The organism is Pseudomonas sp., from assembly GCF_041601375.1.
In the GTDB taxonomy this organism is placed as follows: Bacteria; Pseudomonadota; Gammaproteobacteria; order Pseudomonadales; family Pseudomonadaceae; genus Aquipseudomonas.
In genome coordinates, this window is record NZ_JBFIIG010000047.1 from 1 (window position 1) to 25,713 (window position 25,713).

Annotated in this window: 25 protein-coding genes and 1 other RNA gene; 10 read left to right on the forward strand and 16 right to left on the reverse strand. The window is 65.2% G+C overall.

The genetic code is table 11. The features are described from left to right. The 3 genes from ABZE94_RS08925 to ggt form a co-directional block, all read left to right on the forward strand. Positions 1-223, forward strand: a 223-nt coding sequence (locus ABZE94_RS08925; protein ID WP_372875180.1) for a hypothetical protein, incomplete at its 5' end; no start/stop codon positions are given. Positions 224-465: 242 nt separating this feature from the next. Continuing rightward, entirely contained in the window at positions 466-717 is a 252-nt protein-coding gene (locus ABZE94_RS08930; RefSeq protein ID WP_372875181.1) for a YfhL family 4Fe-4S dicluster ferredoxin, read from the forward strand. Between the two features lie 46 nt (positions 718-763). Then, entirely contained in the window at positions 764-2,476 is a 1,713-nt protein-coding gene (ggt, locus tag ABZE94_RS08935) for a gamma-glutamyltransferase (RefSeq protein ID WP_372875182.1), read from the forward strand. Between the two features lie 105 nt (positions 2,477-2,581). On the opposite strand, the gene ABZE94_RS08940 is transcribed toward ggt, so the two are convergent. The 11 genes from ABZE94_RS08940 to ABZE94_RS08990 all read right to left on the reverse strand — a co-directional run bounded on the left by ABZE94_RS08940 (position 2,582) and on the right by ABZE94_RS08990 (position 15,381). Further along, positions 2,582-4,435, reverse strand: a complete 1,854-nt coding sequence (locus ABZE94_RS08940; protein WP_372875183.1) for a Na/Pi cotransporter family protein — start codon at positions 4,433-4,435, stop codon at positions 2,582-2,584. Positions 4,436-4,456: 21 nt separating this feature from the next. Then, complete coding sequence (locus tag ABZE94_RS08945; protein ID WP_372875184.1) at positions 4,457-4,798, reverse strand: multidrug transporter; 342 nt, start codon at positions 4,796-4,798, stop codon at positions 4,457-4,459. Between the two features lie 225 nt (positions 4,799-5,023). After that, a complete protein-coding gene (mutM, locus tag ABZE94_RS08950) occupies positions 5,024-5,836 on the reverse strand; it encodes a bifunctional DNA-formamidopyrimidine glycosylase/DNA-(apurinic or apyrimidinic site) lyase (RefSeq protein ID WP_372875185.1) in 813 nt (270 codons plus the stop codon). A gap of 217 nt (positions 5,837-6,053) precedes the next feature. Beyond that, positions 6,054-6,437: a glycine cleavage system protein GcvH gene (gene gcvH / locus ABZE94_RS08955; protein ID WP_372875186.1), complete on the reverse strand. Its 384-nt coding sequence runs from the start codon at positions 6,435-6,437 to the stop codon at positions 6,054-6,056. Between the two features lie 186 nt (positions 6,438-6,623). Next, positions 6,624-7,721: a glycine cleavage system aminomethyltransferase GcvT gene (gene gcvT, locus ABZE94_RS08960; protein WP_372875187.1), complete on the reverse strand. Its 1,098-nt coding sequence runs from the start codon at positions 7,719-7,721 to the stop codon at positions 6,624-6,626. A gap of 238 nt (positions 7,722-7,959) precedes the next feature. Further along, the gene (locus ABZE94_RS08965; protein ID WP_372875188.1) at positions 7,960-9,576 is read right to left on the reverse strand and encodes an ABC transporter permease; all 1,617 of its coding nucleotides are present in this window, start codon (positions 9,574-9,576) and stop codon (positions 7,960-7,962) included. A 169-nt stretch (positions 9,577-9,745) separates the two neighbouring features. Next, positions 9,746-10,747 (reverse strand): extracellular solute-binding protein, encoded by a 1,002-nt coding sequence (locus ABZE94_RS08970; protein WP_372875189.1) that lies wholly within the window; start codon positions 10,745-10,747, stop codon positions 9,746-9,748. Positions 10,748-10,943: 196 nt separating this feature from the next. Next, positions 10,944-12,161 (reverse strand): 2-octaprenyl-3-methyl-6-methoxy-1,4-benzoquinol hydroxylase, encoded by a 1,218-nt coding sequence (locus ABZE94_RS08975; protein ID WP_372875190.1) that lies wholly within the window; start codon positions 12,159-12,161, stop codon positions 10,944-10,946. A gap of 108 nt (positions 12,162-12,269) precedes the next feature. Beyond that, positions 12,270-13,454, reverse strand: a complete 1,185-nt coding sequence (gene ubiH, locus ABZE94_RS08980) for a 2-octaprenyl-6-methoxyphenyl hydroxylase (RefSeq protein WP_372875191.1) — start codon at positions 13,452-13,454, stop codon at positions 12,270-12,272. Between the two features lie 4 nt (positions 13,455-13,458). Next, the gene (gene pepP / locus ABZE94_RS08985) at positions 13,459-14,793 is read right to left on the reverse strand and encodes a Xaa-Pro aminopeptidase (RefSeq protein ID WP_372875192.1); all 1,335 of its coding nucleotides are present in this window, start codon (positions 14,791-14,793) and stop codon (positions 13,459-13,461) included. A gap of 33 nt (positions 14,794-14,826) precedes the next feature. After that, positions 14,827-15,381 carry a YecA family protein gene (locus ABZE94_RS08990; RefSeq protein WP_372875193.1) on the reverse strand — a complete coding sequence of 185 codons (555 nt, stop codon included), beginning with the start codon at positions 15,379-15,381 and terminating at the stop codon, positions 14,827-14,829. Between the two features lie 156 nt (positions 15,382-15,537). On the opposite strand from ABZE94_RS08990, the gene ABZE94_RS08995 reads away from it, so the two are divergent. The 4 genes from ABZE94_RS08995 (at position 15,538) to ABZE94_RS09010 (ending at position 16,922) form a co-directional block, all read left to right on the forward strand. Then, a complete protein-coding gene (locus tag ABZE94_RS08995) occupies positions 15,538-15,747 on the forward strand; it encodes a TIGR02449 family protein (RefSeq protein ID WP_372875194.1) in 210 nt (69 codons plus the stop codon). Further along, complete coding sequence (locus tag ABZE94_RS09000) at positions 15,744-16,064, forward strand: cell division protein ZapA (RefSeq protein WP_372875195.1); 321 nt, start codon at positions 15,744-15,746, stop codon at positions 16,062-16,064. The genes ABZE94_RS08995 and ABZE94_RS09000 overlap by 4 nt, the downstream gene beginning before the upstream one ends. A gap of 33 nt (positions 16,065-16,097) precedes the next feature. Then, positions 16,098-16,276: non-coding RNA, 6S RNA (gene ssrS, locus ABZE94_RS09005), on the forward strand. 49 nt (positions 16,277-16,325) lie between these two features. Next, positions 16,326-16,922: a 5-formyltetrahydrofolate cyclo-ligase gene (locus ABZE94_RS09010; protein WP_372875196.1), complete on the forward strand. Its 597-nt coding sequence runs from the start codon at positions 16,326-16,328 to the stop codon at positions 16,920-16,922. A 54-nt stretch (positions 16,923-16,976) separates the two neighbouring features. Here ABZE94_RS09010 and ABZE94_RS09015 read toward each other — a convergent pair whose 3' ends face one another. Continuing rightward, positions 16,977-17,108 carry a hypothetical protein gene (locus ABZE94_RS09015; RefSeq protein ID WP_372875197.1) on the reverse strand — a complete coding sequence of 44 codons (132 nt, stop codon included), beginning with the start codon at positions 17,106-17,108 and terminating at the stop codon, positions 16,977-16,979. A 198-nt stretch (positions 17,109-17,306) separates the two neighbouring features. Here ABZE94_RS09015 and ABZE94_RS09020 point away from each other — a divergent pair, with 198 nt between their 5' ends. After that, positions 17,307-17,756, forward strand: coding sequence for an EVE domain-containing protein (locus ABZE94_RS09020; protein WP_372875198.1), 450 nt, complete (start codon positions 17,307-17,309; stop codon positions 17,754-17,756). Between the two features lie 63 nt (positions 17,757-17,819). Beyond that, positions 17,820-19,664: a diguanylate cyclase gene (locus ABZE94_RS09025; RefSeq protein WP_372875199.1), complete on the forward strand. Its 1,845-nt coding sequence runs from the start codon at positions 17,820-17,822 to the stop codon at positions 19,662-19,664. A 16-nt stretch (positions 19,665-19,680) separates the two neighbouring features. On the opposite strand, the gene ABZE94_RS09030 is transcribed toward ABZE94_RS09025, so the two are convergent. Then, complete coding sequence (locus tag ABZE94_RS09030) at positions 19,681-20,094, reverse strand: flagellar basal body-associated FliL family protein (RefSeq protein ID WP_372875200.1); 414 nt, start codon at positions 20,092-20,094, stop codon at positions 19,681-19,683. 177 nt (positions 20,095-20,271) lie between these two features. On the opposite strand from ABZE94_RS09030, the gene ABZE94_RS09035 reads away from it, so the two are divergent. Further along, on the forward strand, positions 20,272-21,249 hold the full coding sequence (locus ABZE94_RS09035) for an NADPH:quinone oxidoreductase family protein (RefSeq protein WP_372875201.1): 978 nt from the start codon (positions 20,272-20,274) through the stop codon (positions 21,247-21,249). A gap of 114 nt (positions 21,250-21,363) precedes the next feature. Here ABZE94_RS09035 and ABZE94_RS09040 read toward each other — a convergent pair whose 3' ends face one another. The 3 genes from ABZE94_RS09040 to rho all read right to left on the reverse strand — a co-directional run bounded on the left by ABZE94_RS09040 (position 21,364) and on the right by rho (position 25,349). Beyond that, positions 21,364-22,332, reverse strand: a complete 969-nt coding sequence (locus ABZE94_RS09040; RefSeq protein WP_372875202.1) for a CDP-6-deoxy-delta-3,4-glucoseen reductase — start codon at positions 22,330-22,332, stop codon at positions 21,364-21,366. A 94-nt stretch (positions 22,333-22,426) separates the two neighbouring features. Next, positions 22,427-23,893: a 4-hydroxy-3-polyprenylbenzoate decarboxylase gene (gene ubiD, locus ABZE94_RS09045; protein WP_372875203.1), complete on the reverse strand. Its 1,467-nt coding sequence runs from the start codon at positions 23,891-23,893 to the stop codon at positions 22,427-22,429. Between the two features lie 196 nt (positions 23,894-24,089). Then, positions 24,090-25,349, reverse strand: coding sequence for a transcription termination factor Rho (gene rho, locus ABZE94_RS09050; protein ID WP_372875204.1), 1,260 nt, complete (start codon positions 25,347-25,349; stop codon positions 24,090-24,092). Positions 25,350-25,713: the final 364 nt, after the last annotated feature.

Consider the following 25,713-nt stretch of genomic DNA (forward strand, 5'->3'; position numbering starts at 1 on the left):
CTTCAGCCGCGAATTCTTCGCGGCACAGCAAAGCTTCGCGGCTAAAGCCGCTCCTACGACAGCGGGAAGCCTCCAGTTTGCTGCGCGACAGCGCGGCGTCTGGACGACGGGGGATCTCTTATCAAACAACCCATATATCATTGATTTTATGGATTATTGCTTTTTTGTAGGAGCGGCCGGGCGGCGTTCCGCTTTAGCCGCGAATTCTTCGCGGCACAGCTAAGCTTCGCGGCTGAAGCCGCTCCTACAGGTACCCACAAGCCGACAAACACGATTGCCCCCCGTTTGCTGCGCGACAGCGCGGCGTCTGGGCGACGGGGGTTCTCCTACAGCCCAGATGACCTGCTCCCGACCCGCCCACACATGGCGTCCGCCCCAACAATCCGGCACAATTCGCCCATTGATGTCTGCCTATTGTTGTTTGAACATGTCGTAGCCGAAGGCTGCGACAGGAGCGCTTAGCCCATGTCCCTGATCATCACCGACGACTGCATCAACTGCGACGTCTGCGAGCCCGAGTGCCCGAACGGCGCGATCTCCCAGGGTGAGGAGATCTATGTGATCGACCCCAATTTGTGCACCGAGTGCGTCGGCCACTACGACGAGCCGCAGTGCCAGCAAGTCTGCCCCGTGGATTGCATCCCGCTCGACACGAACCATGTCGAGAGCAAGGACGAACTGATGGAGAAGTACTTGATCATCACCGGCAAAGCCTGACTGGCCATTGGACAGCTACCGTGTTCGGCCAAACGGCCTCGATTCCATGCGCCGCCTGAATCGCGGCGCGCTGCCCTGGCGCCTGTTCGCCGGCTCGCTGTTGCTGCTGCTCGCCCTGGGCCTGCAGGCCGCCGAACGGCCCGGTCGCGCGGCCATCGCCAGCGCCCACCCCGCCGCCACCGTTGCCGGCCAGGAAACCCTGGCCATGGGCGGCAATGCCTTCGATGCGGCGGTCGCCATCAGCGCCGCCCTGGCGGTGGCGGAACCTTACAGTTCGGGCCTGGGCGGCGGCGGCTTCTTCCTGCTGCGCGAAGCCGGCGCACAACCGACCTACCGTTTTCTCGACGCCCGCGAGCGGGCGCCGCTGGCCGCCCACGTCGACCTCTACCGACGCGATGGCGAGGTGCAGCGGCAGTTATCGCTGAACGGGCCGCTGGCGGCGGCCATTCCCGGATTGCCCGCCTCGCTGGTGCTGCTGGCCGAACGCTTCGGCCAGCTGCCGCTGCGCGACTCGCTGGCCCCGGCGATTCGCCTGGCCCGCGACGGCGTCGGCATCGACCCGGTCTACCGCCAGCGGGCCAACTGGCGCCTGGCGGCCCTGCGCGACGACCCGGAAAGCGCGCGGATTTTCCTCGACGAAGACGGCGAAATCCCTGCAGAGTTCGACCTGTTGCGTCAGCCGGAACTGGCCACCACCCTGGAGCGCCTGGCCCGTGACGGCCACGCCGGCTTCTACGCCGGCGAGATCGCCGAGAAGCTGGTCGCTGGCGTGCGCGCCGCCGGCGGCATCTGGACCCTGCGCGACCTCGCCGAGTACCGTATCGTCGAGCGCCAGCCCTTGCGCGCGTCCCTGGCCGACGGTCGCGAGCTGATCAGCGCGCCGCCGCCCTCGGCTGGCGGCCTGGCCCTGGCGCAGAGCCTGCTGATCCTGCAGCAACTGCCCTGGCGCCAGGCCGAGCCGGTGCAACGCACCCACCTGGTCGTCGAAACGCTGCGCCGCGCCTACCGCGACCGCGGCCTGCTTGGCGACCCTGACTTCGTCGCCAACCCACTGAACAAGCTGCTCGCGCCCGCCTACCTCAAGCAACTGGCCGCCAGCATAGACCCGGATAAAGCCACCTCGAGCGACAGCCTGCCAGCCGCTGGAGGCTGGCACGAAGGCGACCACACCACCCACTTCTCGGTGCTCGACGCCGACGGCAACGCGGTGGCCGCGACCCTGTCGATCAACCTGCCGTTCGGCGCCGCCTTCACCGCGCCCGGCACCGGCGTGCTGCTCAACGACGAAATGGACGACTTCGCCGCCGACGTCCAGGGCGCCAACGCCTATGGCCTGGCCGGCAGCCAGGCCAATGCCATCGCCGCCGGCAAGCGTCCGCTGTCGAGCATGAGCCCGAGCTTTATCGAAAGCAGCAAAGACTTCGCCAGCTTCGGCACTCCCGGCGGCAGCCGCATTCCCAGCATGGTGCTGCTCGCGATGCTCGAGTACCTCGACGGCCAGCCGATTGGCCGCTGGCCGAGCGTCGCCCGCTATCACCATCAGTTCCGCCCGGACCTGATCGAGCACGAACCGGACACCTTCAGCCCGGCGCAGATCGCTGCCCTGAGCGCCCGCGGCCATCGACTCAAGGCCCTGGAACGCCGCTACGGCAACCAGCAGGTGCTGTTCTGGGACAAGCCAGGCAAACGGGTCGAAGCCGCCAGCGACCCACGCGGCGTCGGTACCAGCGCAGTTTTTTTTGCGCCGCCAATCCCGTAGGCCGGGTTAGCGGCGCCTGCCTCCCAACAACAGGCACCGCCTCCTCCGAACGCCGCGTAACCCGGTATGGCGTCGGCACGGCGCGCCGCCGATAAGACCTCACACTCAATCCAGCTGGATCAGCGGCTCATCTTCGGCCAGCATCCGGCGCAGCGAACGTAGCGGCTCATTGCCCTCGCCCTGACCGAGCAGCAGCACGTTGCGCAGACTCTGGGTGATGCGGCTGGCGTAGCCCAGGTCATTCATCAGCGAACTGGCCTGCTGACCGTTCAGGTGCCGCTCGCGCACGGCGGCAAACAGGCGCTGACGGAAGCGCCGGTCAAACTCTCCGGCCTGCTGGTCTAACAGATCGAGGCGCTCGGCCCAGGCCTGCTCCGGCAGCTCCAGCGGCCCCAGCTCATGCACCCCGCGCAAGACCCCCAGCAAGTGCCTACGCAGATCGACATAGGCCCGGCGGGCAGCACTGTCTTCCTCGCGCAGGTAGCGGCCGAGGTTTTTCTGCAGGTGCTTGGCATCCTTGACCGCATCCACCAGTTGCAGTGCAGCCAATTGGCAACTGACCCAGAATTGCTGATGGCTCTGATCCAGAGTGATTTCCAGGCGCCCCATAAAGCCCAACAGATCGCCGTACACGCCCTTGATATGTTGCTGGTAGAGCTGCTCGGCATCCAGCGCACGGGGCTCGGGACGGGCGTTCAGTAGCGTCTCGTCCAACCGGCTGCAGCCGAGCTGAGTCACCGGCAGATAGAGCGCATGGCAGATCACTTCCAGACTCAGGCGTCCCAGGTGCTGCAACTCCTGCACCACCGCACTGGCGGCCGTATCGGCACTGGCCAGGGCGCTGTCATCCAGGTAACGGGCGTGCGTCGGCTCAGTCGCCGGCTCGGCCACCTCGGCGATCAGCACCCGGGGCTCTTCGCGCTCGGGCAGCCAGCGCTCCAGCAGGCTCGCCAGCCAACCCTGCCACGGCCAGAACAAGCTCACGCCCATGGCATTGAACAGCGTATGGAACAGCGCCAGCTGAATCGGCAGGTTGCCGCCCAGGCTCATCGGCGCCGTCAGCCACTGCACCAGGAGGGCCAGCGGCACCAACAGGGCGAGGGCCAGTACACCCGTGGTCAGATTGAACAGCACATGGGCCAGGGCCAGTCGTTGCCCGGCACGGGAGCCGCCGAAAGCGCCGATCACCGCCGTCACCGTGCTGCCCAGATTGGAGCCGATGGCGATCGCCAGGCCCTGTTCCAGCGCCAGCTGGCCGCCAGCCAAGGCCGTCAGGGTGAGCATCAGGGTGGCATGACTGGACTGCAGCAAGACCGTGATCAGCAGGCCCACGCCGGCAAACAGCAGGTGACCGGCCATGCCGGGCAACTGGTAGCGCAGGGGGTCGAAGCCGTCGGCCACGCTGGAGAAGCCGGCCTTCATCTGCTCGATGCCGAGAAACAGGAACGCCACGCCGAGCACCACGCGCCCGATAGCGGAGCCTCGCGCACCGGCGAAACTGCCGAGCACGCCAAACACCAGCAGGGGCAGCGCCAGAGGGCCGAGACTGACATTCTGCCCAGCCAGGGCCAGCAGCCAGATACCGCTGGTGGTGCCCAGGTTGGCACCGAACAGAATGGTGATGCCCGCCGCCAACTGGATCAGGCCGGTGCTGAGGAAGGCGATGGTCAATAGCGACACCAGCGAGCTGGACTGCACCAGCATGGTGGCGCTCACGCCGAACATCAGGCTCTTGAAGGGGGTGGCGGTGCTCAGCGCCAGCAGGCGTTCCAGTTTGCCGCCGGCCAGTTGGCGCAGCCCCTCCTCCAAGCATTGCATGCCGAACAGGAACAGCGCCAGGCCTGCGCACAGAGCCAGCCAGCCGGCGCTGAACCAGAAACTCAGGGCCAGCAGGGCAAACAGGAAAATCCAGCTGAACGCGCGTAATCGCAGCAGCAGACTGCGGCCGGGGTCAGGCATTCAGTGCGCGTTCACGCACAATCACTGACGCTTGTTATAACCATCCCCGGTGCACCCCAGGCAGCGCACGAAGGCCGCCTTGCCCGGTTCGACCACCAGCGCCCGGCCGGCCTCGCCAATGCCGCCACCGGTCGCGGCGAACGGCAAGGCCACGACAAAGACGCCGGCACCGATCACGGTGGCGGCGATCAGCAAGGGACGGGCAATCAGCAGGTCCGCCACCATCGAGAAGGCGCCCGGCGCCTCGACGCTGTAGAGCGGATCGCCACTGGCATTCTGTTGAACCACTTCCGCCTGTGCCGGCAGCGCCAGCAGGCCAGTGGTCAGCACCAGGACAACAGCGGTTGAGCGAAACAGTTTCATCGGGGCGATCCTTCAGCTATTAGGAGGCAGTGCCGGTAACTATAACAGCGCTCTGGAATTTGTCAGCGTGACGGCCGTCAATCGCCATGCAATGCGTATTCGGTTTTTTTGGGAAAAAGCCCGGGCAGACGGGAAATTCCGGCCGCCGGTCAGTGGCCGTGAACATCTCCAGCGCCGTAGCCCGACCGCTGCGGTGAGGCGCCCGCAGACGCCGGGCTGGGAGCTTCAGCGCTGGCAGCGCGGGCAATAGACGCTGGCGCGCTGCCCCAGCTTGAGCTCGCGCAGGGTGCTGCCGCAGTTTTTGCAAAACTCTCCGCCGCGCCCATAGACGAACAACTCCTGCTGAAAATAGCCCGGCTGGCCATCGCCGCCGACGAAATCGCGCAGGGTAGTGCCACCGCGCTCGATGGCGTGGGCGAGGATACGCTTGATCTGCTCGGCCAGAGCCAGATAGCGCGCCCGGGAAATCGAACCGGCTTCACGGCGCGGATCGATGCCGGCGGCGAACAGCGCTTCGCTCGCATAGATATTGCCGACCCCGACCACAACGGCATTGTCCATGATGAAGGGTTTGACCGCCATCGAACGGCCACGCGACTGCTGGTACAGGCGCTCGCCGCCGAACGACTCGGTCAGTGGTTCGGGACCGAGCTTGCTGAGCAGCACATGCTGCAAGGGGTCGGCGCACCAGAGCAGCGCACCGAAGCGCCGCGGATCGGTGTAACGCAGGGCCAGGCCTGACTCCAATTCGATGTCCACATGCTCGTGCTTGGCCGCCGGCAGGCCGCATGCGACCAGCCGCAGGCTGCCGGACATGCCCAGGTGGCTGATCAGGCTGCCGGTCTCGGCCTTGATCAGCAGGTACTTGGCCCGCCGCTCGACGCACTCGATGCGCTGGCCGGACAGGCGCACATCCAGGTCTTCGGGAATCGGCCAGCGCAAACGGCGCTCGCGCACGACCACTTGGGTGACCCGCTGGCCCTCGAGAAAGGGCGCGATACCGCGGCGGGTAGTTTCGACTTCAGGCAGTTCGGGCATGGGCAATCGATCGGGCAGGCACGCTGGATGGCGGCTGCCTAGCTTAGCAGGAAAGCGCCCCTACCCAGGCGTTCGCGGGCAGCTGGATCGGACGCAGACGGGGCACCACGGGCGATGGACATGACCACGCCTTCGGCATCGCGAGCCCCTATCCGCCGGGCCGGCCGCAGCCATGCGCGCCAAACCGGCCCGACAAGACCAGCTTGGCGCGGTTCGATCAGGCGTCGGCAGCAGCCTGATAGGCGGCCGCATCGAGCAGCTTGTCCAGTTCGCCGGCATCGCTTGGCTTGAGCTTGAAGAACCAGCTGCCATAGGGATCGCTGTTGACGCTCTCCGGGCTGTCGGCCAGATCCTGGTTGATCGCGATCACTTCGCCGCCCACCGGCGTGTAGATATCGGAGGCGGCCTTGACCGACTCCACGACTCCGGCTTCCTGACCGGCAGTCAGGCTCTTGCCGACTTCCGGCAGTTCGATGAAGACCACGTCGCCCAGGGCTTCCTGAGCGTGATCGGAAATACCGACGGTGACCGTGCCATCGGCTTCCAGGCGGGCCCATTCGTGACTGGCGGCGTAACGCAGATCGGCGGGGATAGTGCTCATGTGTCGTTCCTCGTAAGACATGACGGCGACCGCGCCGTCAGGAGAATTTAGCAGGGGTTGGCCATAGCGAAAGGGAATCATTGCAAACATAGCGCACACAACCGCACCCAACGGGTAACGGCACGCCCAGCTCCCTCTGGGCTGCAGGCCTGACCGGACAGCGGCCGCACTGCCTGCAATCGGGGGTCAGATCAGGGCCTTGCCGTGGCGGACAAACATCGGTTTGACCACCCGGACCGGATACCATTTACCGCGAATTTCCACCTCCGCACGCTCACCCGTGGCCGTCGGCACGCGCGCCAGGGCAATGGACTTGCCGAGGGTCGGGGAAAAGCTGCCGCTGGTGATCTCGCCCTCGCCCACGCCGTCAACCCGCACCACCTGATGGGCGCGCAGTACGCCACGCTCCTCGAGCACCAGACCGACCAGCCGGGGCTGGCTCCCGGCGCTCTTCAGTGCTTCCAGCGCCCGGCGTCCGACAAACTGGCGGCCGGCCGGCGCCCAGGCGATGCTCCAGGCCATGTTGGCAGCCAACGGCGTGACGTTTTCGTCCATGTCCTGGCCGTACAGGTTCATCCCGGCTTCCAGGCGCAGGGTATCGCGCGCGCCCAGGCCGATTGGCGAGATGCCGGCACCGACCAGGTCATTGAAGAACTCCACGGCCTGAGCGGCCGGCAACATGATCTCCAGGCCATCCTCGCCGGTGTAACCGGTGCGGGCGAAAAACCACTCGCCCTCCGCCAGGCCCTGGAACGGCTTGAGCTCGTGGATCAGGGCGGCGCGGGCCTGGGTCACCAGTTCGCAGGTCTTGGCGCGGGCATGCGGCCCCTGGATCGCGAACATGGCCAGCTCGCTGCGCTCCTTCAGCTCGACATCGAAGGCGCCGCTCTGCTGACGCATCCAGGCCAGATCCTTGTCGCGGGTAGCGGCATTGACCACCAGGCGATAGCCGCTCGGCCCCTCGGCAGAGTCGACAAGGTAGACGATCAGATCGTCGATCACCCCACCCTGCTCGTTGAGCATGGCACTGTACAGGGCCTTGCCGGAGACATGCAGACGCTCCACGTCATTGGCCAGCAGGTGTTGCAGGTAGGCCTTGGCCTGACTGCCGCCGACATCGACCACGCACATATGGGAGACGTCGAAGACCCCGCAATCGCGGCGCACCTGGTGGTGTTCCTCGACTTGCGAGCCATAGTGCAGCGGCATGTCCCAGCCACCGAAGTCGACCATCTTGGCGCCTAGGGCGAGGTGTAGGTCGTAGAGAGGGGTGCGCTGTCCCATGGGTGTCTCCTTCCGGGCTTGGCAGAGCTGCGGGCAAGTGCTGAACCCGTTGAATCAGGGCACTGGCACGGGCCATCGAAATGAGGCGCCGCAGCGAATGGCGCGCATTGTAGCCGCAAGACCGCGGCGGGTCATCTTGGCTATAGGGCGTACTCGCGAAGCAGTAGGTCGCATGGACCTGCAGCCTACTCGTCGCGGCCGAACGGCGGCGCCGATGAGCGGCCGGCGTCCCGCTCCGCTAACCGATCCGCCGCGCCGAACGGCGGATCAGCAGGATCACCGGCAGCAGCCCGACCAGCACCAGGGTCAGGGCCGGCAGCGCGGCGCGTGCCCATTCGCCCTCGCTGGTCATCTCGAACACCCGTACCGACAGGGTGCCCCAGCCAAAGGGGCGCATCAGCAGGGTCGCCGGCATTTCCTTGAGCACATCGACGAACACCAGCAGCGCCGCCGACATCGCCCCCGGCACCAGCAGCGGCAGGTAGACCCGGAAGAACAGGCCGATGCCGCCGACACCCAGGCTGCGCGCGGCTTCCGGCAACGACGGGCGGATCCGCGCCAGGCTGTTCTCCAGCGGCCCGTAGGCCACCGCCATGAAGCGAATCAGGTAGGCCAGGAGCAAGGCCGACAGGCTGCCGAGCAGGATCGGCTTGCCGGCACCGCCGAGCCAGCTGGACAGCGGAATCACCAGCTCGCGGTCGAGCACGCTGAAGGCCAACATGATTGCCACCGCCAGCATCGAGCCCGGCAAGGCATAGCCGAGATTGGCCAGGCTGACGGTCGAGCGCATCAACCGAGTCGGCGTCTGCCGGCGGGCGAAGGCCAGCAGCAAGGCCACGCAGACGGTGATCAGCGCGGCCATGCCACCGAGGTAGAGGGTATGCAGAATCAGGGCGGTGTAGCGCTCGTCCAGATCGAAACGACCGCGCTGCCAGAACCACACCAGCAACTGCAGCAGCGGAATCACGAAACCACAGGCGAACACCAGGCCGCACCAGACGCTGGCGGCCAGTGCCTGGCCACCCTTGAGGTGATAGAGCGCCTTGACCCGGGGTCGCTCGTTGGCCGGACGCACGGCCCCACGGGCACGCCGCTCGCCATAGAGCACCAGCATCACCGCGAGCAACAGCAGGCTGGCCAGCTGGGTGGCGCTGGTCAGGCTGTAGAAGCCGTACCAGGTCTTGTAGATGGCGGTGGTGAAGGTGTCGAAATTGAACACCGAGACCGCGCCGAAATCGGCCAGGGTCTCCATGATCGCCAGCGCCAGGCCGGCGCCGATGGCCGGCCGCGCCATCGGCAGGGCCACCCGCCAGAACGCCTGCCAGGGGCTCTGCCCGAGCACCCGCGCCGCCTCCATCAGGCCCTTGCCCTGGGCCAGAAAGGCATTGCGCGCCAGCAGGTAGACATAGGGGTAGAACACCAGAACCAGGACGATGATCACCCCACCGGTGGAGCGCACCCGCGGCAGGCGCAAGCCGGTGCCAAACCAGTCGCGCAGCAGGGTTTGCACCGGCCCGGCGAAATCCAGCAGGCCGACGAAGACGAAGGCCAGGACATAGGCCGGAATGGCGAAGGGCAGCATCAGCGCCCAATCCAGCCAGCGCCGCCCGGGGAATTCGCAGAGGCTGGTCAGCCAGGCCAGGCTGACGCCGAGCGCGGTGACCCCGATACCGACGCCGACTACCAGCATCAGGGTATTGCCGATCAGGCGCGGCAGCTGGGTTTGCCACAGGTGCGCCCAGATCTGCCGATCCACCTCATGCCAGCTGAACAGCAGCACGCTCAGCGGCAGCAACACCAGCAGGGCAACGGCGAAGGCGATGGGATACCAGCGACGCTGGGCAGGATGGGCCACGCAGAATCCTCGAAACAATTTTCTCGACGGCATAAACACAACGCCCCGGACTAAGCCGGGGCGTGGAGTATAACTGCAGACGTAGGATGGGTTGAGCGCAGCGATACCCATCGATCCAGCAGCGATGGGTATCGACGCTACGCGTCTCGACCCACCCTACGAGGGCCGATCAGTTCCAGCCGGCGCGATCCATCAGCATGGTCGCTTCGGCCTGACGCTTGCCGGCCACTTCCAGCGGAATGCTGTCGGCCTTGAAGCTGCCCCAGGCGGCCACTTCCTCGGACGGCGCGATCTGCGGATTGGCCGGGAATTCCTGGTTGAGGCTGGCGAACAGACCCTGGGCTTCCTCGGTGGTCATCCACTCCAGCAGCTTCTGCGCGGCCTCGGCATGGGGCGCGTGCGCGGTGACACCGGCGCCGGACAGGTTGACGTGCACGCCACGGTCAGCCTGGTTCGGCCAGAACAGGGCGGCCTTCAAATCCGCCTTCTGCTTGTGCAGGCGGCCGAAGTAGTAGGTGTTGACGATGCCGACATCGCATTGACCGGCGTCGATGGCCTGGATCAGCGCGGTATCGTCGGGGAACACGTCGGTCGCCAGGTTGCCGACCCAACCCTTGATCAGCGCCTCGGTTTTCTCGGCGCCGTGGGTCTCGATCAGGGTGGCCGTCAGCGACTGGTTGTAGACCTTCTTGCTGGTGCGCAGGCACAGGCGGCCTTCCCAGTTCTTGTCGGCCAGGGCCTCGTAGGTGGACAGCTCCTGCGGCTCAACCCGCTCGGTGGAGTAGACGATGGTCCGCGCGCGCAGCGACAGGCCGGTCCAGGCGCCTGTGCTGGAGCGATACTGAGACGGAATATTGGCCTCGATCACCTCGGACTGCAGCGGCTTGAGCACGCCCTGCTGCTCCGCCTGCCAGAGGTTGCCGGCATCCACGGTGATCAGCATATCGGCCGGGGTGTTCTCGCCCTCGGCCTGCAGGCGGGCCAGCAACGGCGCTTCCTTGTCGGTGATGAACTTCACCTCGACACCGGTCTTGGCGGTGTAGGCATCGAAGACCGGCTTGATCAGCTCGTCGATACGGGCGGAGTAGACCACCACTTCATCGGCAGCCTGGACGGCGCCAGCCAGCGCAGTGAGGGTGAGTGCGGCGAACAACGACTTGCTGACCTGCATGTGGACTGCCTCCTGAGGTAGACGAACTAAGACGATGAATAGTAGTGAATAGCATTTAGTTTCTCAACCATTCTTCGCCTCGCAGACGTAATCCGCCATGACTCAGGTCAATCTTCGCTATCTTTTTTTAATCCGCAACAGGTCGCACCTCTGCAGGCACCGCGCCGGCTGACACAGAGGAGACCTGGCACCGGCCTCAGGCGCGCGCCAGCTCCGGCAAGTCGCCGCTCAGCCCCAGCGCCTGGCGGACGAACAGCGCCTTGGCCTCGGGCAACTCGTCGACCCAGTTGAGGCCGGCGTTGCGCAGCCAGCGCAACGGCAGCGGATCGGCCTGGAACAGGCGCTCGAAGCCCTCCATCGCCGCCATCATCGCCAGGTTGTGCGGCATCCGCCGACGCTCGTAGCGACTCAACACGCGCGGATCGGCCAGGCGCTCACCCCGCGCCAAGGCATGCAGCAGCACCTCGGCCAGCACCGCCGCATCGAGAAAACCCAGGTTGACGCCTTGTCCGGCCAGCGGGTGGATGCTGTGCGCGGCGTCGCCGATCAGCGCCAGCCCTTCCTCGACGTAGCGCTTGGCGTGGCGTTGGCGTAGCGGGATGCGCAGACGCGGATCGGCGTGCAGCACGCTGCCCAGGCGATGCTCGAAGGCCTTGCCCAGCTCGGCACAGAAACCCGCATCATCCAGGGCCATCAGGCGTTCGGCTTCGTCCGGGGTGGCCGACCAGACGATCGAGCACCAGTGCTCGCCCGGCGCTGCAGTCAGGGGCAGAAAGGCCAGCGGGCCGTCGTCGGTGAAGCGCTGCCAGGCCGTGGCCTGGTGCGACTCGCTGCAGCGCACGCTGGTGACGATGGCATGGTGCAGGTAGTCCCACTCGCGGGTGGCGCAGCCAGCCAGGCGGCGCACCGCCGAGTTGGCGCCGTCGGCGGCGATCAGCAGCGGCGTACGCAGCTGGCGGCCATCGGTCAGGGTCAGCAGCCAGTCGTCGCCGGAGCGGCGCAACTGCTCCAGACGGGCATTGTTCAGCAGGCCGATAGTGCCGTCGTGCAGGCGCTCGAGCAGGGCGTCCTGGACCACACGGTTCTCGACGATATGGCCGAGCGCCTCGGCATGCACGCTGGCCGCACTGAAATGAATCTGCCCGGTCCCGCTACCGTCCCACACCCGCATCTCGGCATAGGGACTGCTGCGGCGGGCGCTGACGCCCTGCCACACGCCAAGCCGCTCGAGCACCCGCCGACTGGCGATCGACAGCGCACTGACCCGCGGCTCGAAGGGCGCGGCAGGGTCGAACGGCTTGACGCTGAGCGGCCCGCCGTCGATCAGGAGAATCTCCAGCCCTTGCTCTTGCAGGGCCAAAGCCAGGGCGCTGCCGACCATACCGGCACCGACGATGATCAGATCCGCACGCATATCATTCCTTATTGAACCAACGCGAATTGAGCGGTGACCGGGCATGCCCCCGCTGCCGAGACAGCTGCCTGGCCCAGGGTTGTGACAATGGCTCGCGGCGGCCCCCCGTCATAGGTCGCGAGTGCCCAGGCCCATGGCCTGGCGGGCGAACCAGCGTTTGGCCGGCGGCAGCAGGTCCAGGCCCAGCAGGCCCAGGCCGCGCCCGGCGGCCAGCAGCGGCTGGCCGCTGCTGAACAGGCGGGTGACCCGATCGGAAAAGCCCACGGTCAATTGCTGGTCGGCCAGTTGCCGCTGCAGATAACCCTGCAGGGTCGCCAGATCGCCCAGCGGCGCACTGCTGGCCAGCAGCGTCTCGGCCAGCGCCAGGGTGTCGCGCAGGGACAGGTTGTAGCCCTGCCCGGCAATCGGGTGCAGGCTGTGCGCGGCGTTGCCGAGCACCACCAGGTGGGAACGCACCTGCTCTTCGGCCTCGCTCAGCGCCAGCGGGTACAGGTGCCGCGCACCGACCTGACGCAAGGCGCCGAGGCGGTAGCCGAAGGCCTCCTGCAACTCCTCGAGAAAACGCGCCTCGTCCAGCCTGAGCAAGCGTTCGGCGTCAGCCGTCGAGCGGGTCCAGACCAGCGCACAGCGCTTGTCCGCCAGCGGCAGCATGGCCATCGGCCCCTCTTCGGTAAAGCGCTCGAAGGCCAAGCCGCGATGATCGTCCTGCGGGCTGATATTGGCAATCAGCGCACTCTGACCGTAGGGCCTGTGGCTGACGCCGATAGCCAACTGCTCGCGCAGCCCGGAACGACCGCCGTCGGCCAGAATCGCCAGGTCGCACTCCAGGCTGGACTCATCGTCCAGGGTCAGCCGATAACCGTTCTCCAGCGCGTCCAGGCGGGTCACCTGCGCCGGGCTGCGCCAGCTGACCACCCGCTGATCCAGGGCCTGCCACAGGCACTGACCCAGCCAGGCGTTCTCCACCACATAACCCAGCGCCGGCACGCCCTCCTCCGCGGCGCTCAGGCGCGCCGCGGCGAAACGGCCGCGGTCGGAGACATGAATCTGCCGAATCGGCTCGGCGCGCTCGGCGATGGCCTGCCACAGCCCCAGGCGCTGGTAGATCAGCCGTGTGCCGTAGGACAGCGCGGTGGAGCGTGCATCGTAGCTCGGCTGGTAGCCTTCGCCCGGGGCGAAGGGTTCGATCAGGCTGATGCGCCAGCCGCGCGCCCTGGCCTGGCCCTGCAGGGCCAGGGCCAGGCTGGCGCCGACCAGACCGCCGCCAATGATTGCCAGATCGACTCGCTGCATGGGTTCAGGCCGCCGCAGTCGGTGTGGCGGCCATCAGCGCCTCGATCTCGCCGACGGTTTTCGGCACGCCAAGGGAGAGCACCTCGCAACCGCTCTTGGTCACCACCACGTCATCCTCGATGCGCACACCGATACCGCGCCATTTCTTCGCCACCTTGGTGTTGTTCACGGCGATGTAGATGCCCGGCTCGACGGTCATGGCCATGCCGACTTCCAGCACCCGCCACTCGCCACCGACCTTGTAGTCGCCGACGTCATGCACGTCCATGCCCAGCCAGTGGCCGGCGCGGTGCATGTAGAACGGCTTGTAGGCCTCGGCGGCGATCAGCTCGTCGACCTCGCCCTGCAGCAGACCCAGCTCGACCAGCCCGGCGGTGATCACCCGCACCGTGGCCTCGTGGGCTTCGTTCCAGTGCTTGCCGGGCGCGATGTGCTTGAAGGCTTCCTCGTTGGCCGCCAGCACCAGCTCGTAAATGGCCTTCTGCTCGGGCGAGAACCTGCCGTTGACCGGGAAGCAGCGGGTGATGTCGCTGGCGTAGCAGTCGATCTCGCAGCCGGCGTCGATCAGCACCAGATCGCCATCCTTGAGCAGTGCATCGTTCTCGCGGTAGTGCAGGATGCAGGCATTCCTGCCGGCCGCGACTATCGAGCCGTAGGCCGGCATCTTCGCCCCGCCCTTGCGGAATTCGTAGTCCAGCTCGGCCTCCAGGTGGAACTCATGCAGCCCCACGCGACTGGCCTGCATGGCGCGGATGTGGGCGCGCGCGGAAATCTGTGCGGCCTCCTTCATCACCTTGACCTCGGCGGCCGACTTGTACAGGCGCATATCGTGCAGCAGGTGATCGAGGGCGACGAATTCGTTCGGCGGCTGTGCGCCCTGACGGGCCTTGGAGCGGATCACGTTGATCCACTCCATCAGGTGACGATCGAACTCCTGGTTGGTGCCCATGGCGTAATACACCCGCTCGCGACCTTCGATCAGCCCGGGGAGGATGTCGTCGATATCGCCGATGGGGAAGGCGTCGTCGGCGCCATACTGGCCGATGGCGCCGTCCTGACCGGCGCGCAGGCCATCCCACAGCTCGCGCTCGGGATCACGTTCGCGGCAGAACAGCACGTACTCGCCATGTTCGCGACCGGGAATCAGCGCGATCACCGCCTCCGGCTCGGGGAAACCCGAGAGGTACTGGAAGTCGCTGTCCTGGCGGTAGACGTGCTCGACATCGCGATTGCGGATATACACCGGCGCTGCCGGCAGGATCGCGATGCTGTTGGGTTCCATCTGCGCCATCAGCGCCTTGCGCCGACGGGCGTATTCCGACTTGGGGATGCTGATCATGGGCAGGCTGGGTCCACTTCTAAGGCGTAAAAATCAGTGCAGCGACGGCTTGGCGGCCGCGGCTACCGGCTTGGCGCACTCGCTGAAGAGCAACAGCGGGGCCACCCGCAGGTATTCCATCACTTCCATGTAGTCGCTCTCGCCATCTTCGGACTCTTCCAGGGCATTCTGCACCTGGGCGATGGCCGCGAGGTCCTGCAGCACTTCCATGGCCTCGGCGCTCAGGGCGCGGTCACGCGCGGTCAGGCCAAAGCCGCCGAGAAAGCCCTGACACCACTGGCCCAGGGCAACGGCACGCTCGCACAGCGGCGCCTCATCGGATGGCAGGAGCAGCACCACGGTGACGTCGTCACCGCACAATTCGCTCTTGACCATCTCCTGCAAGCCAATCAGGGCCTGGCGCACATTGTCCTGCGGCGCAGCGCCGAGCAGCTCGGCGGCATCCACCAGCCAGGGGTCGATATCGAAGCCGGCACCGGCACAGCTGCGGCCCAGCAGCAGGCCATGCAACTCGGCAGGGGAAACAGGATGACCGCTGCTGGCGAGCAGTGCGGCGAAAGCGGTATAAGGAGAACTTGAAGTCGGCATAGATCACTAGGCGCCAAGCGGCGCAATCACTAGAATGAAGACCCCGTATCCTAGCACCGGCAGGCGCGCCAAGACCATCCAGGGCCGGCGCAAGGTTTGACCTCCTTAGGGTTCAAGCCTATATAGTCCGGTCAATCCTTGCCTTAGCGAGACCCCATGGAAGACGTCGACCTGCATGCCCTCACGACCAAGCTGGACCAACTGATCCAGCGCGTCGTGCAGCTCAAGGCCCGCAACCGGGTTCTCCTGGCAAATGAAAAGGCCTGGCGCGAGGAACGCGCCCATCTGATCGAAAAGAACGAAATGGCCCGGCATAAGGTCGAATCCATGATTTCGCGCCTCAAAGCCCTGGAGCAGGACTCATGACCCAGTCGAATACCGTCACCGTGCATATCCTCGACAAAGAATATTGCATCGCCTGTCCGCCGGGCGAACACAGCAACCTGGAAAGCGCCGCGCGCTACCTGGACGACAAGATGCGCGAGATCCGTAGCAGCGGCAAAGTCATCGGCGCCGACCGCATAGCGGTAATGGCTGCCCTGAACATCGCCCATGACCTGCTGCACAAAGAGCACAACCTCAATCGGCAATCGACCTCGACCCGCGAGCATGTGCGCGACCTGCTCGAGCGCGTCGACCAAGCCCTGGCCAACGATGACAATGACGATGACCAAGCTCGCTGATTACGAGGCAGCGGATTCAGGTATACTGGCCGCCACTCCCTGGGGTGTGCGCCAGTTGGTGATGTCCCTGAGCCGATACGCACAAACCCGGGGGTTGCATGCTGGGGCCGGTGCGCATGTCCGCCTGACGGAAAGCCTTAACGCCTCCTGCAACCTCCACCTTGAACTTTCGGGTTCAAGGGCTAAGCCGACAGCGGCACGTCGGGGAGCCTTTATTTCACAGCTGCGAGCCTCTGCCGGCAACGGGCTCCACGCCTGATCATGCTCGACTCGGCCGACCTGACCCGCCCGCAATTACGCCGCCTGCTGCGGCAAAAGCGCCGCGCCCTGAGCAAGCAAGCGCAGCGCCGAGCGGCGCAGCAGCTGTATCGGCAACTGGCGCACCATCCATTGTTTCGACGCGCCAGGCACATCGCCCTGTACCTGCCCAACGATGGCGAAATCGACCCTCGACCGTTGTTACGCGCCGCCCAACGTCGCGGCAAAGCCACCTACCTGCCCATACTCAACTCCTGGCCGCGCAGCAAAATGGTGTTCCAGCGCGTGCGCCCGCACGAAGCCATGAAACCCAATCGCTTCCGCATCCCCGAGCCGCGCCACAATCGCAGACTGCAACGCAAGGTATGGGCGCTGGATCTGGTGCTGTTGCCGCTGGTCGGCTTCGACCGTCACGGCGGCCGCATCGGCATGGGCGGGGGCTTCTACGATCGCAGCCTGGCCTATCGCGGGGTGCGCAAAAAATGGCACAACCCGACCCTATTGGGTCTGGCGCATGAATGTCAGCAGGTCGATCGACTGGCACTGGCCAGCTGGGATGTGTCACTCAAGGCGACGGTGACGGACAGGGCATGGTATTGAACTGCCCGGGTGACGCCGCGATCCCTGCGGCACATGGCGAACCCGGCATACGGATTACCGTTGCTGGGAGACATTGACCGGCGCCTCACCCTGGCGCGCCCATTGGCTCTGGGTGTAACCCGTAGTAACTACGCCCAGGCTGAACAGGACGACTAATACCCACAATAGATCTGGTTTGCGTTTCATTGGATGCCTCCCCCTTCAAGGCATACTGCGCACGGTGGACCGGCGGCTTTATTTTTATCGGACATACAAACTGTCTGGCGCAGGGGCCGGCATTGTCTGCCTGCGCGCATAACCAAGCAATTTTTGGCGCCAAACGGTCGCCAGCTGCACGTACGGCCATTGGTCCGCAGCAAAGACCGTCTTTACGGAGCAAAGTTCATGCCTTACTGGCTGATGAAATCGGAACCCGATGAATTCTCCATCCACGACCTGCAGCGCCTGGGCCAAGCCCGCTGGGACGGGGTGCGCAATTACCAGGCGCGCAACTTTCTGCGCAGCATGCAGGCCGGCGAGCACTTCCTCTTCTATCACTCCAGCTGCCCCGTGCCGGGTATCGCCGGGATCGCCCGGATCAGCAGCCCGGCTTACCCAGACCCGACGGCGCTCGACCCCGACAGCCACTACTTCGACAGCAAGGCCAGCAGCGCGAAAAATCCCTGGAGCGCGGTCGACGTGGCCTTTGTCGAAGCCTTCGCCAGGGTCATCCCGCTGGCCGAACTGAAGGCGCAGAGCGCCTTGCTGGAACTGCCCCTGGTGCACAAGGGCAGCCGGCTGTCGGTGATGCCGGTCAGCGCCGAACAATGGGCGGCGATCCTGGCGCTGCGCTGAAGCGGCTCTGGCACTGGATACCGGCACTGTGCTATGAGGTAAGCGAACCGCCCCACGGAGCTCATGCCGTTGCGCCCTAAATCCCCCTGGCCAGCTCGCCTGGCGCTTGCCGCATTGCTCCTGGGCCTGTGCCTGGTCAGCGTGCTGCTCTGGCAGCGGCTGCTGATCGCACAGCAGCAGCGAGTCGCCGAGCGCGTCAACTACCAGGCGCACAGCCTCGCCCGACAACTGGAAGCCAGCCTGCACGATCAGGTCGATAGCCTGCGCCGCATCGCACTGCAATGGAATCACCGCGGGCGCATGCCCATGGACGAATGGGTGCTCGACAGCCGCTTCGCCCTCAAGCGCTTCAAGGGCTACCAGGCGATCCAATGGCTCGGCGCCGACCTGGCGATGCGCTGGACCGAACCCCTGCTGGGCAACGAAGAGGCCCTGCAAGTGCGCCTGACGCCGGCCCACCCCAACTTCAACCTGGCCATCCAGGCCAAGGCCTCGGGCGAACCACGCTTCTCCAACAGCTTCGCCTTGGTCCAGGGCGGCCGCGGCTTCATTCTCTATACCCCGCTGTATATCCACGACGCCCAGCAGGAACGGGTCTTCGATGGCTTCCTGCAGGGAGTGTTTCGCGTCGAGCGCCTGATGGACGAACTGCTCAGCCATCTCGATAGCCAAGACTTCAGCGCCTACCTGCTGGAGGCGGGCCGACCGATCTACCAGCACGAACAGCCTGACGCCCTGGACGCGCTGCAGCAGGAGGTGCCGCTGCAGCTGCTGAACAACCAGGACTTCGCCCTGCGCCTGCAGCCTACCGAACGGCTGGTGCAGCGGCTGGCCACGCCCCTGCCGCAAGTCGTCCTCGGCGCCAGCCTGACCATCAGCCTGCTGCTGGTCGCCGCCCTCGGCCTGGCGCTGACCAATGCGCGCCGCGCCGGCGCCCTGCAAGTGAGCAACCGGCGCCTGAGCGAAGAGCTGGAGCAACGCGAAAAAATCGAGCAGATACTGCGCGACAGCCGTGAACGCCTGCAACTGGTGCTCGACCTGACCGACTCCAGCCACGACGGCCTGTTCATCATCGACCCGCAGAACCGCGACATCCTGCACATGAACCAGGCCACCTACAGCCGCCTGGGCTATAGCGCAGAGGGCTTCCGCGAACTGTTCAAGCAGAATCCGGAACAGTTGCTGCCGGGCTATCAGCACTGGCTGGAGGAAGTTCGCCAGGCCCAGCAAGACAAGCTGTCGACCATCTCCCAGCAGAAGATGCAGCGGCGCGACGGCAGCGAACAAGCGGCGGAAATCAGTGCACAACTGGTCCTGGTCAACGACCGCGAGTACCTGATCGGGGTAACCCGCGACAACAGCCAACGCCTGCAACTCGAAGCCCAGTTGCAACGCCTGTCGCAGCAGGACGGCTTGACCGGCCTGTACAACCGACGCTATTTCGACAGCCAACTCAACAGCGAATGGCGTCGCCTGCGCCGCCAGGGCAGCCCGCTGGCCCTGCTGATGCTGGATATCGATTACTTCAAGAGCTACAACGACCGACTCGGCCATCTGGCCGGCGACGATGCGCTGCGCCAGGTTTCCGAAGTCTTGCACAATAGCCTGCAGCGCGAGGGCGACAGCGCCTGCCGCTACGGCGGCGAGGAATTCGCCATCATCCTCGCCGATACCGGCCTGGAGGGCGGCCTGCATGTCGCCTCACAGGTACAGCAACGGCTCGAAGCGCTGAACCTCGCCCACCCGGCCAGCCCACTGGGGCGCCTGACCCTGAGCATCGGCCTGGCCGTTGCCGCGCCGGGCAGCGGCGAGTCGCCGGACCAGTTGGCCGCACACTGCGATCAGGCGCTCTACCGCGCCAAGCACGAGGGCCGCAACCGCATCTGCATCTGGCGGGGCGCGGCCTGAGAGCCGCGAAGCGGCGTCACTGAATGATCAGGTTGTTGAACAACAGGTCCTCCACCAGCGGCAGGCCTTCTTCCTGAGTCAGGATGTCCTGCACCTGTTTGAGCGCTTCCTGGCGCAACGTCTCCTTGGCGCCGGCCACGGCTATGCCCTCCTCGGTCTGCTGGGAAAACAGCATCACCAGCTGATTGCGGATCAGCGGCTCGTGGTACTTGACCTTGCCTTCGGCTGCAGCGCCGCTGACCCGCAGCGCGATATCCGCCTTGTAGAACTTGAGCTTGGCTCCTGAACCGAAATTACCCACCAACGCCGGCACCAGGCTGACATAGGCAACCGCCGGCGGCGCGCCCTCTTCCGGCTTGTTTTCCGTTTCCTCGGCCAATGCCATCACGGGCAGGGCCAGAGCCAACAACAATGCGATCCAGACTTTCACAGGGGGTATTCCTCCACAGGGGCGCCTAGCATAGCCATAGCTGGGCCGCAGCCCAAGCCCTTGCACGCGTGAAAAAACGCCCATACTTATACAGCCCCATCAGACGCGACCATGCTCGTTGACCGAGCGCCCCTCCTCTCTACACTGCAAAACCATCACCCGCAGAGGAAAAGCCCGATGAAAGCCGTGCTGTGCAAAGCCTTCGGCCCCGCCGAAACCCTGGTACTGGAAGAAACCGCCAGCCCCGAAGCGAAGAACAACGAGATTCTGCTCGACGTGCATGCGGCCGGGGTCAACTTCCCTGACACCCTGATCATCGAGGGCAAGTACCAGTTCAAGCCGCCGCTGCCCTTCTCACCCGGCGGCGAAGCTGCGGGCGTAGTGGCGGCGGTGGGCGAGAAGGTCAGTCACCTGAAAGTCGGTGACCGGGTAATGGCCCTGACCGGCTGGGGCAGCTTTGCCGAACAGGTGGCGGTAGCGGGCTACAACGTCATACCGATCCCGCCGAGCATGGACTTCACCACTGCCGCTGCCTTTGGCATGACCTACGGCACCTCGATGCACGCGCTCAAGCAGCGCGCCAACCTGCAGCCGGGCGAAACCCTGCTGGTACTCGGCGCCTCCGGCGGCGTGGGCCTGGCGGCAGTGGAAATCGGCAAAGCCATGGGCGCCAAGGTGATTGCCGCGGCGAGCAGCGCCGAGAAGCTGGCCGTGGCCAAGGCCGCCGGCGCCGACGAGCTGATCAACTACCACGACAGCAGCCTGAAAGAGGAAGTCAAACGCCTGACCGGCGGCCAGGGCGCCGACGTGATCTACGACCCGGTGGGTGGCGACCTGTTCGATCAGGCGATCCGCAGCATCGCCTGGAACGGCCGCCTGCTGGTGGTGGGCTTCGCCAGCGGACGCATCCCCGAACTGCCGGTCAACCTGGCCCTGCTCAAGGGCGCCGCCGTGGTCGGGGTGTTCTGGGGCTCGTTCGCCCAGCGCCAGCCGCAGGACAACGCCGCCAACTTCCAACAGCTGTTCGCCTGGCACGTCGCAGGCAAGCTCAAGCCGCTGGTGTCGCAGACCTTCCCGCTGGAGCAGGCCGCTGCGGCAATCGACACCCTCGGCCAGCGCAAGGCCGTGGGCAAGGTGGTGGTCAAGGTTCGCTGAGCCGCTAGCCGGTAGGGTGCGCCGTGCGCACCATCAGCCCCACGCAGGAATATCGGTGCGCGCAGCGCACCCTACGGAAAAGCTGCCCTCAGGCGGACTTCCTCATGGGCGCAATCAGCCCCTGGGGGCGTAGGCGAAAACGTCGGCGCGCATCTGCCGGGCGTCCATGCCCGCCTCGACCAGGGCGTCCAGCGTCGCGTAGACCATGGTCGGCGAGCCGCTGGCGTACACATGCAGCGGCTTGAGGTCGACAAAGTCCTCGCGCACCGCCTCGTGCAGCAGACCACAACGGCCCTGCCAGCCACATCGATCGCTGACCACCCGATGCAGGAACAGATTGGGTAACGACTGCCACTCGACCCAGCAGGGCAGCTCATAGAAATCTTCCGGCCGGCGCGCCCCCCAGTACAGGTGTACGGGGTGCGGGAAGCCGGCAGCACGGCAGCACTCGATCAGGCTGCGCATCTGCGCCATGCCGGTACCGGCGGCGATCAACACCAGCGGACCGTCCGGCAGCTCGGCCAGATGGGTGTCGCCAAACGGCATCTGTATCCGCGCGAAACCCTGCTCGCGCAGGTGCTCGATGACCGCGACACTGGATGGGTCACGCGCCAGGATATGCAGCTCCAGCTCACGCCCGGACTGCGGCGCCGAGGCCAGGGAAAAAGCCGAAAACTCGCCATCTGCCCGCTGCAGCAGCAGGTACTGGCCGGCGTGATAACGCGGCAGCTTGCCGGCCGGCGCGCGCAGACGCACGCGAAACACGTCGCCACCGGCATCGTGACATTCGATCAGTTGGCAGTTCAGTTCGCGCACCGGCAGCTCGCCAGGCGCCAGCACCCCGTCCCAGAGCAGCACACACTCCTGCTCGGGCTCGGCCAGACAGGCGAACACCTCGCCATGCTCGTGGGATTGGCCCGCCTGACGCACCCGGCCGTTGACCAGCAGGGCCGCGCAAATATGGCAGTTGCCGTTGCGACAGCTCTGCGGACAGTCGTAACCGAGGCGGCGCGCCGCATCGAGAATGCGCTCGCCACGCTCGACTTCGAGCACGGCGCCTGAGGGTTGCAGAGTAACTTTCATAGCGTTTTCAATCCAAAGCACAAACCCGCGGCCTTGGCCGGGCCCTGCACGCATTGCAGTAAGCGCGACCGCAGTCGCTTATCGATCCGGCGCATCAGTCGATCCCCAACTGGGCCCAGAGCTCGTCGACCCGACGCTTGACCGCCTCGTCCTGAACGATCGCACGGCCCCATTCGCGACTGGTTTCGCCCGGCCACTTGTGGGTGGCATCCAGGCCCATCTTGCTGCCCAGGCCGGACACCGGCGAGGCGAAATCCAGGTAATCGATCGGCGTGTTGTCGATCAGCACGGTGTCGCGTTTGGGGTCCATGCGCGTGGTAATGGCCCAGATCACGTCATTCCAGTCGCGCGCATCGATGTCGTCGTCGGTGACTATGACGAACTTGGTGTACATGAACTGTCGCAAAAACGACCAGACCCCGAGCATCACGCGCTTGGCATGGCCGGGATACTGCTTCTTGATGGTCACCACCGCCATGCGGTAGGAGCAGCCCTCGGGCGGCAGGTAGAAGTCGGTGATTTCCGGGAACTGCTTCTGCAGGATCGGCACGAACACTTCGTTGAGCGCCACGCCGAGAATCGCCGGCTCATCCGGCGGCCGTCCGGTGTAGGTGCTGTGGTAGATCGGCTTCTGCCGACGGGTGATGCGTTCGACCGTCATCACCGGGAAGCGGTCGACCTCGTTGTAGTAACCGGTGTGATCGCCGTAGGGGCCTTCATCGGCCATCTCGCCGGGATGGATCACCCCCTCGAGGACGATCTCGGCACTGGCCGGCACCTGCAGCTCGCTGCCGCGACACTTCACCAGCTCGGTCTTGTGGCCGCGCAGCAGGCCGGCGAAGGCGTACTCGGACAGACTGTCGGGCACCGGGGTGACGGCGCCGAGAATGGTCGCCGGATCCGCCCCCAGGGCCACGGCCACCGGATAGGGACGATCCGGGTATTTCTCGCACCAGTCGCGGAAATCCAGGGCGCCGCCACGGTGGCTGAGCCAACGCATGATGACCTTGTTACGGCCGATCACCTGCTGACGGTAGATGCCGAGGTTCTGCCGTTCCTTGTTCGGCCCCTTGGTCACGGTCAGGCCCCAGGTGATCAGCGGGCCGACATCGCCGGGCCAGCAGGTCTGCACCGGCAGCTTGCCGAGGTCGACGTCGTCGCCCTCCTCGATCACTTCCTGGCAGGGCGCGTCTTTCAGCACCTTGGGCGCCATGGCCAGCACCTTGCGGAAGATCGGCAGCTTCGACCAGGCGTCTTTCAGACCTTTCGGCGGCTCGGGCTCCTTGAGGAAGGCCAGCAGCTTGCCGATCTCGCGCAGCTCGCTGACCTCTTCCGCGCCCATGCCCAGCGCCACCCGCTTGGGCGTGCCGAACAGATTGCCGAGCACCGGCATATCGAAGCCCGTGGGGTTCTCGAACAGCAGCGCCGGACCGCCCTTGCGCAGGGTACGGTCGCAGATTTCGGTCATTTCCAGCACGGGGGAAACCGGGGTCTGGATGCGCTTGAGTTCGCCGCGCTGTTCCAGGCCGCGGATAAAGTCGCGCAGATCGCGATACTGCATGTTCGAGCCTCGTGTCGAGCGTGCCAGTCGGGGCGCAAAGTTTAGCGCCGAACTGGGTTATTCAGAAGGAGTGGCAGTGCGTAGACACACAAAAGCCGGGTTTCCCCGGCTTTTGTCTTAACCGGCCGAACCAGGCTCGTAGCGAGCGCAAGTCAGCCAGTTGTTACCCAGCATCACCGAAACGCAGTAGATCTTCTTACTTGCGGCGCATCGACATGAAGAACTCTTCGTTGGTCTTGGTCGCTTTCAGCTTGTCGATAAGGAACTCGATGGCGGCGATTTCGTCCATCGGGTGCAGCAGCTTGCGCAGAATCCACATGCGCTGCAGCTCGTCTTCGGCGGTCAGCAACTCTTCGCGGCGGGTGCCGGAGCGGTTGATGTTGATCGCGGGGAACACGCGCTTCTCGGCGATACGACGGTCCAGGGGCAGTTCCATGTTGCCGGTGCCCTTGAATTCTTCGTAGATCACTTCGTCCATCTTCGAGCCGGTTTCCACCAGCGCGGTGGCGATGATGGTCAGCGAACCGCCCTCTTCGATATTACGCGCGGCACCGAAGAAGCGTTTCGGCTTCTCCAAGGCATGGGCGTCGACACCACCGGTGAGGACCTTGCCGGAGCTCGGGATCACGGTGTTGTAGGCCCGCGCCAGACGGGTGATGGAGTCGAGCAGAATGACCACGTCCTTCTTGTGCTCGACCAGGCGCTTGGCCTTCTCGATCACCATTTCGGCGACCTGCACGTGGCGGGTCGGCGGCTCGTCGAAGGTCGAGGCGACCACTTCGCCGCGCACGGTGCGCTGCATCTCGGTCACTTCTTCCGGGCGCTCGTCGATCAGCAGGACGATCAGGTGGCACTCGGGGTTGTTGCGCGTGATGTTGGCCGCGATGTTCTGCAGCATGATGGTCTTGCCGGCTTTCGGCGGGGCGACGATCAGGCCGCGCTGGCCCTTGCCGATCGGCGCGCAGAGGTCGATGACCCGGCCGGTGATGTCTTCGGTGGAGCCGTTACCGGCTTCCATGACCAGACGCTTGGTGGGGAACAGCGGCGTCAGGTTCTCGAACAGAATCTTGTTCTTCGCGTTCTCCGGACGATCGTAGTTGATCGTATCGACCTTGAGCAGGGCGAAGTAACGCTCGCCTTCTTTCGGCGGGCGGATCTTGCCGACGATGGTGTCGCCGGTCCGCAGGTTGAAGCGGCGGATCTGGCTCGGCGAGACGTAGATGTCGTCGGGGCCGGCGAGATAGGAAGCGTCCGCGGAGCGGAGGAAGCCGAAACCGTCCTGGAGGATCTCCAGCACGCCATCACCGGAGATTTCCTCACCGCTTTTAGCGTGTTTTTTCAACAGCGAGAAAATCACGTCCTGCTTGCGCGAACGGGCCATGTTTTCCAGGCCCATCTGTTCGGCGAGTTCCAGCAGGTCGGTGATCGGCTTTTGCTTGAGTTCGGTCAGATTCATAGGAATGACGTAATCATTGAAGGAGGGGAAATAAGCTATTCAGCTTGGGAGGCCGCGCCGCTAGAAGGCGATTGGATCGCCAGCGTGTTTCGAAGGTATTCGCGTAGGAATCCGTCGGCGACGGCTTGCAGGGCGCTGCATAGGAAATGCAGCGAGGCCGAATGTAACACCGGTTTTATCGATACGTCCAGCACTCAGACAGAAAAAAGCCCCGCAACCGACGGCAATGCTGTTCACTTAAGCGGAGCAGCTTTGCGGTCAACTGGGTAGCGGGTCTTGGACATCTTCACCGTCCTGGGCGTCGATGGCCTGGGGCGTTTTTTTATGAATAGCAGGCCGATACTGCCGCGTAAATCCGCCAGCC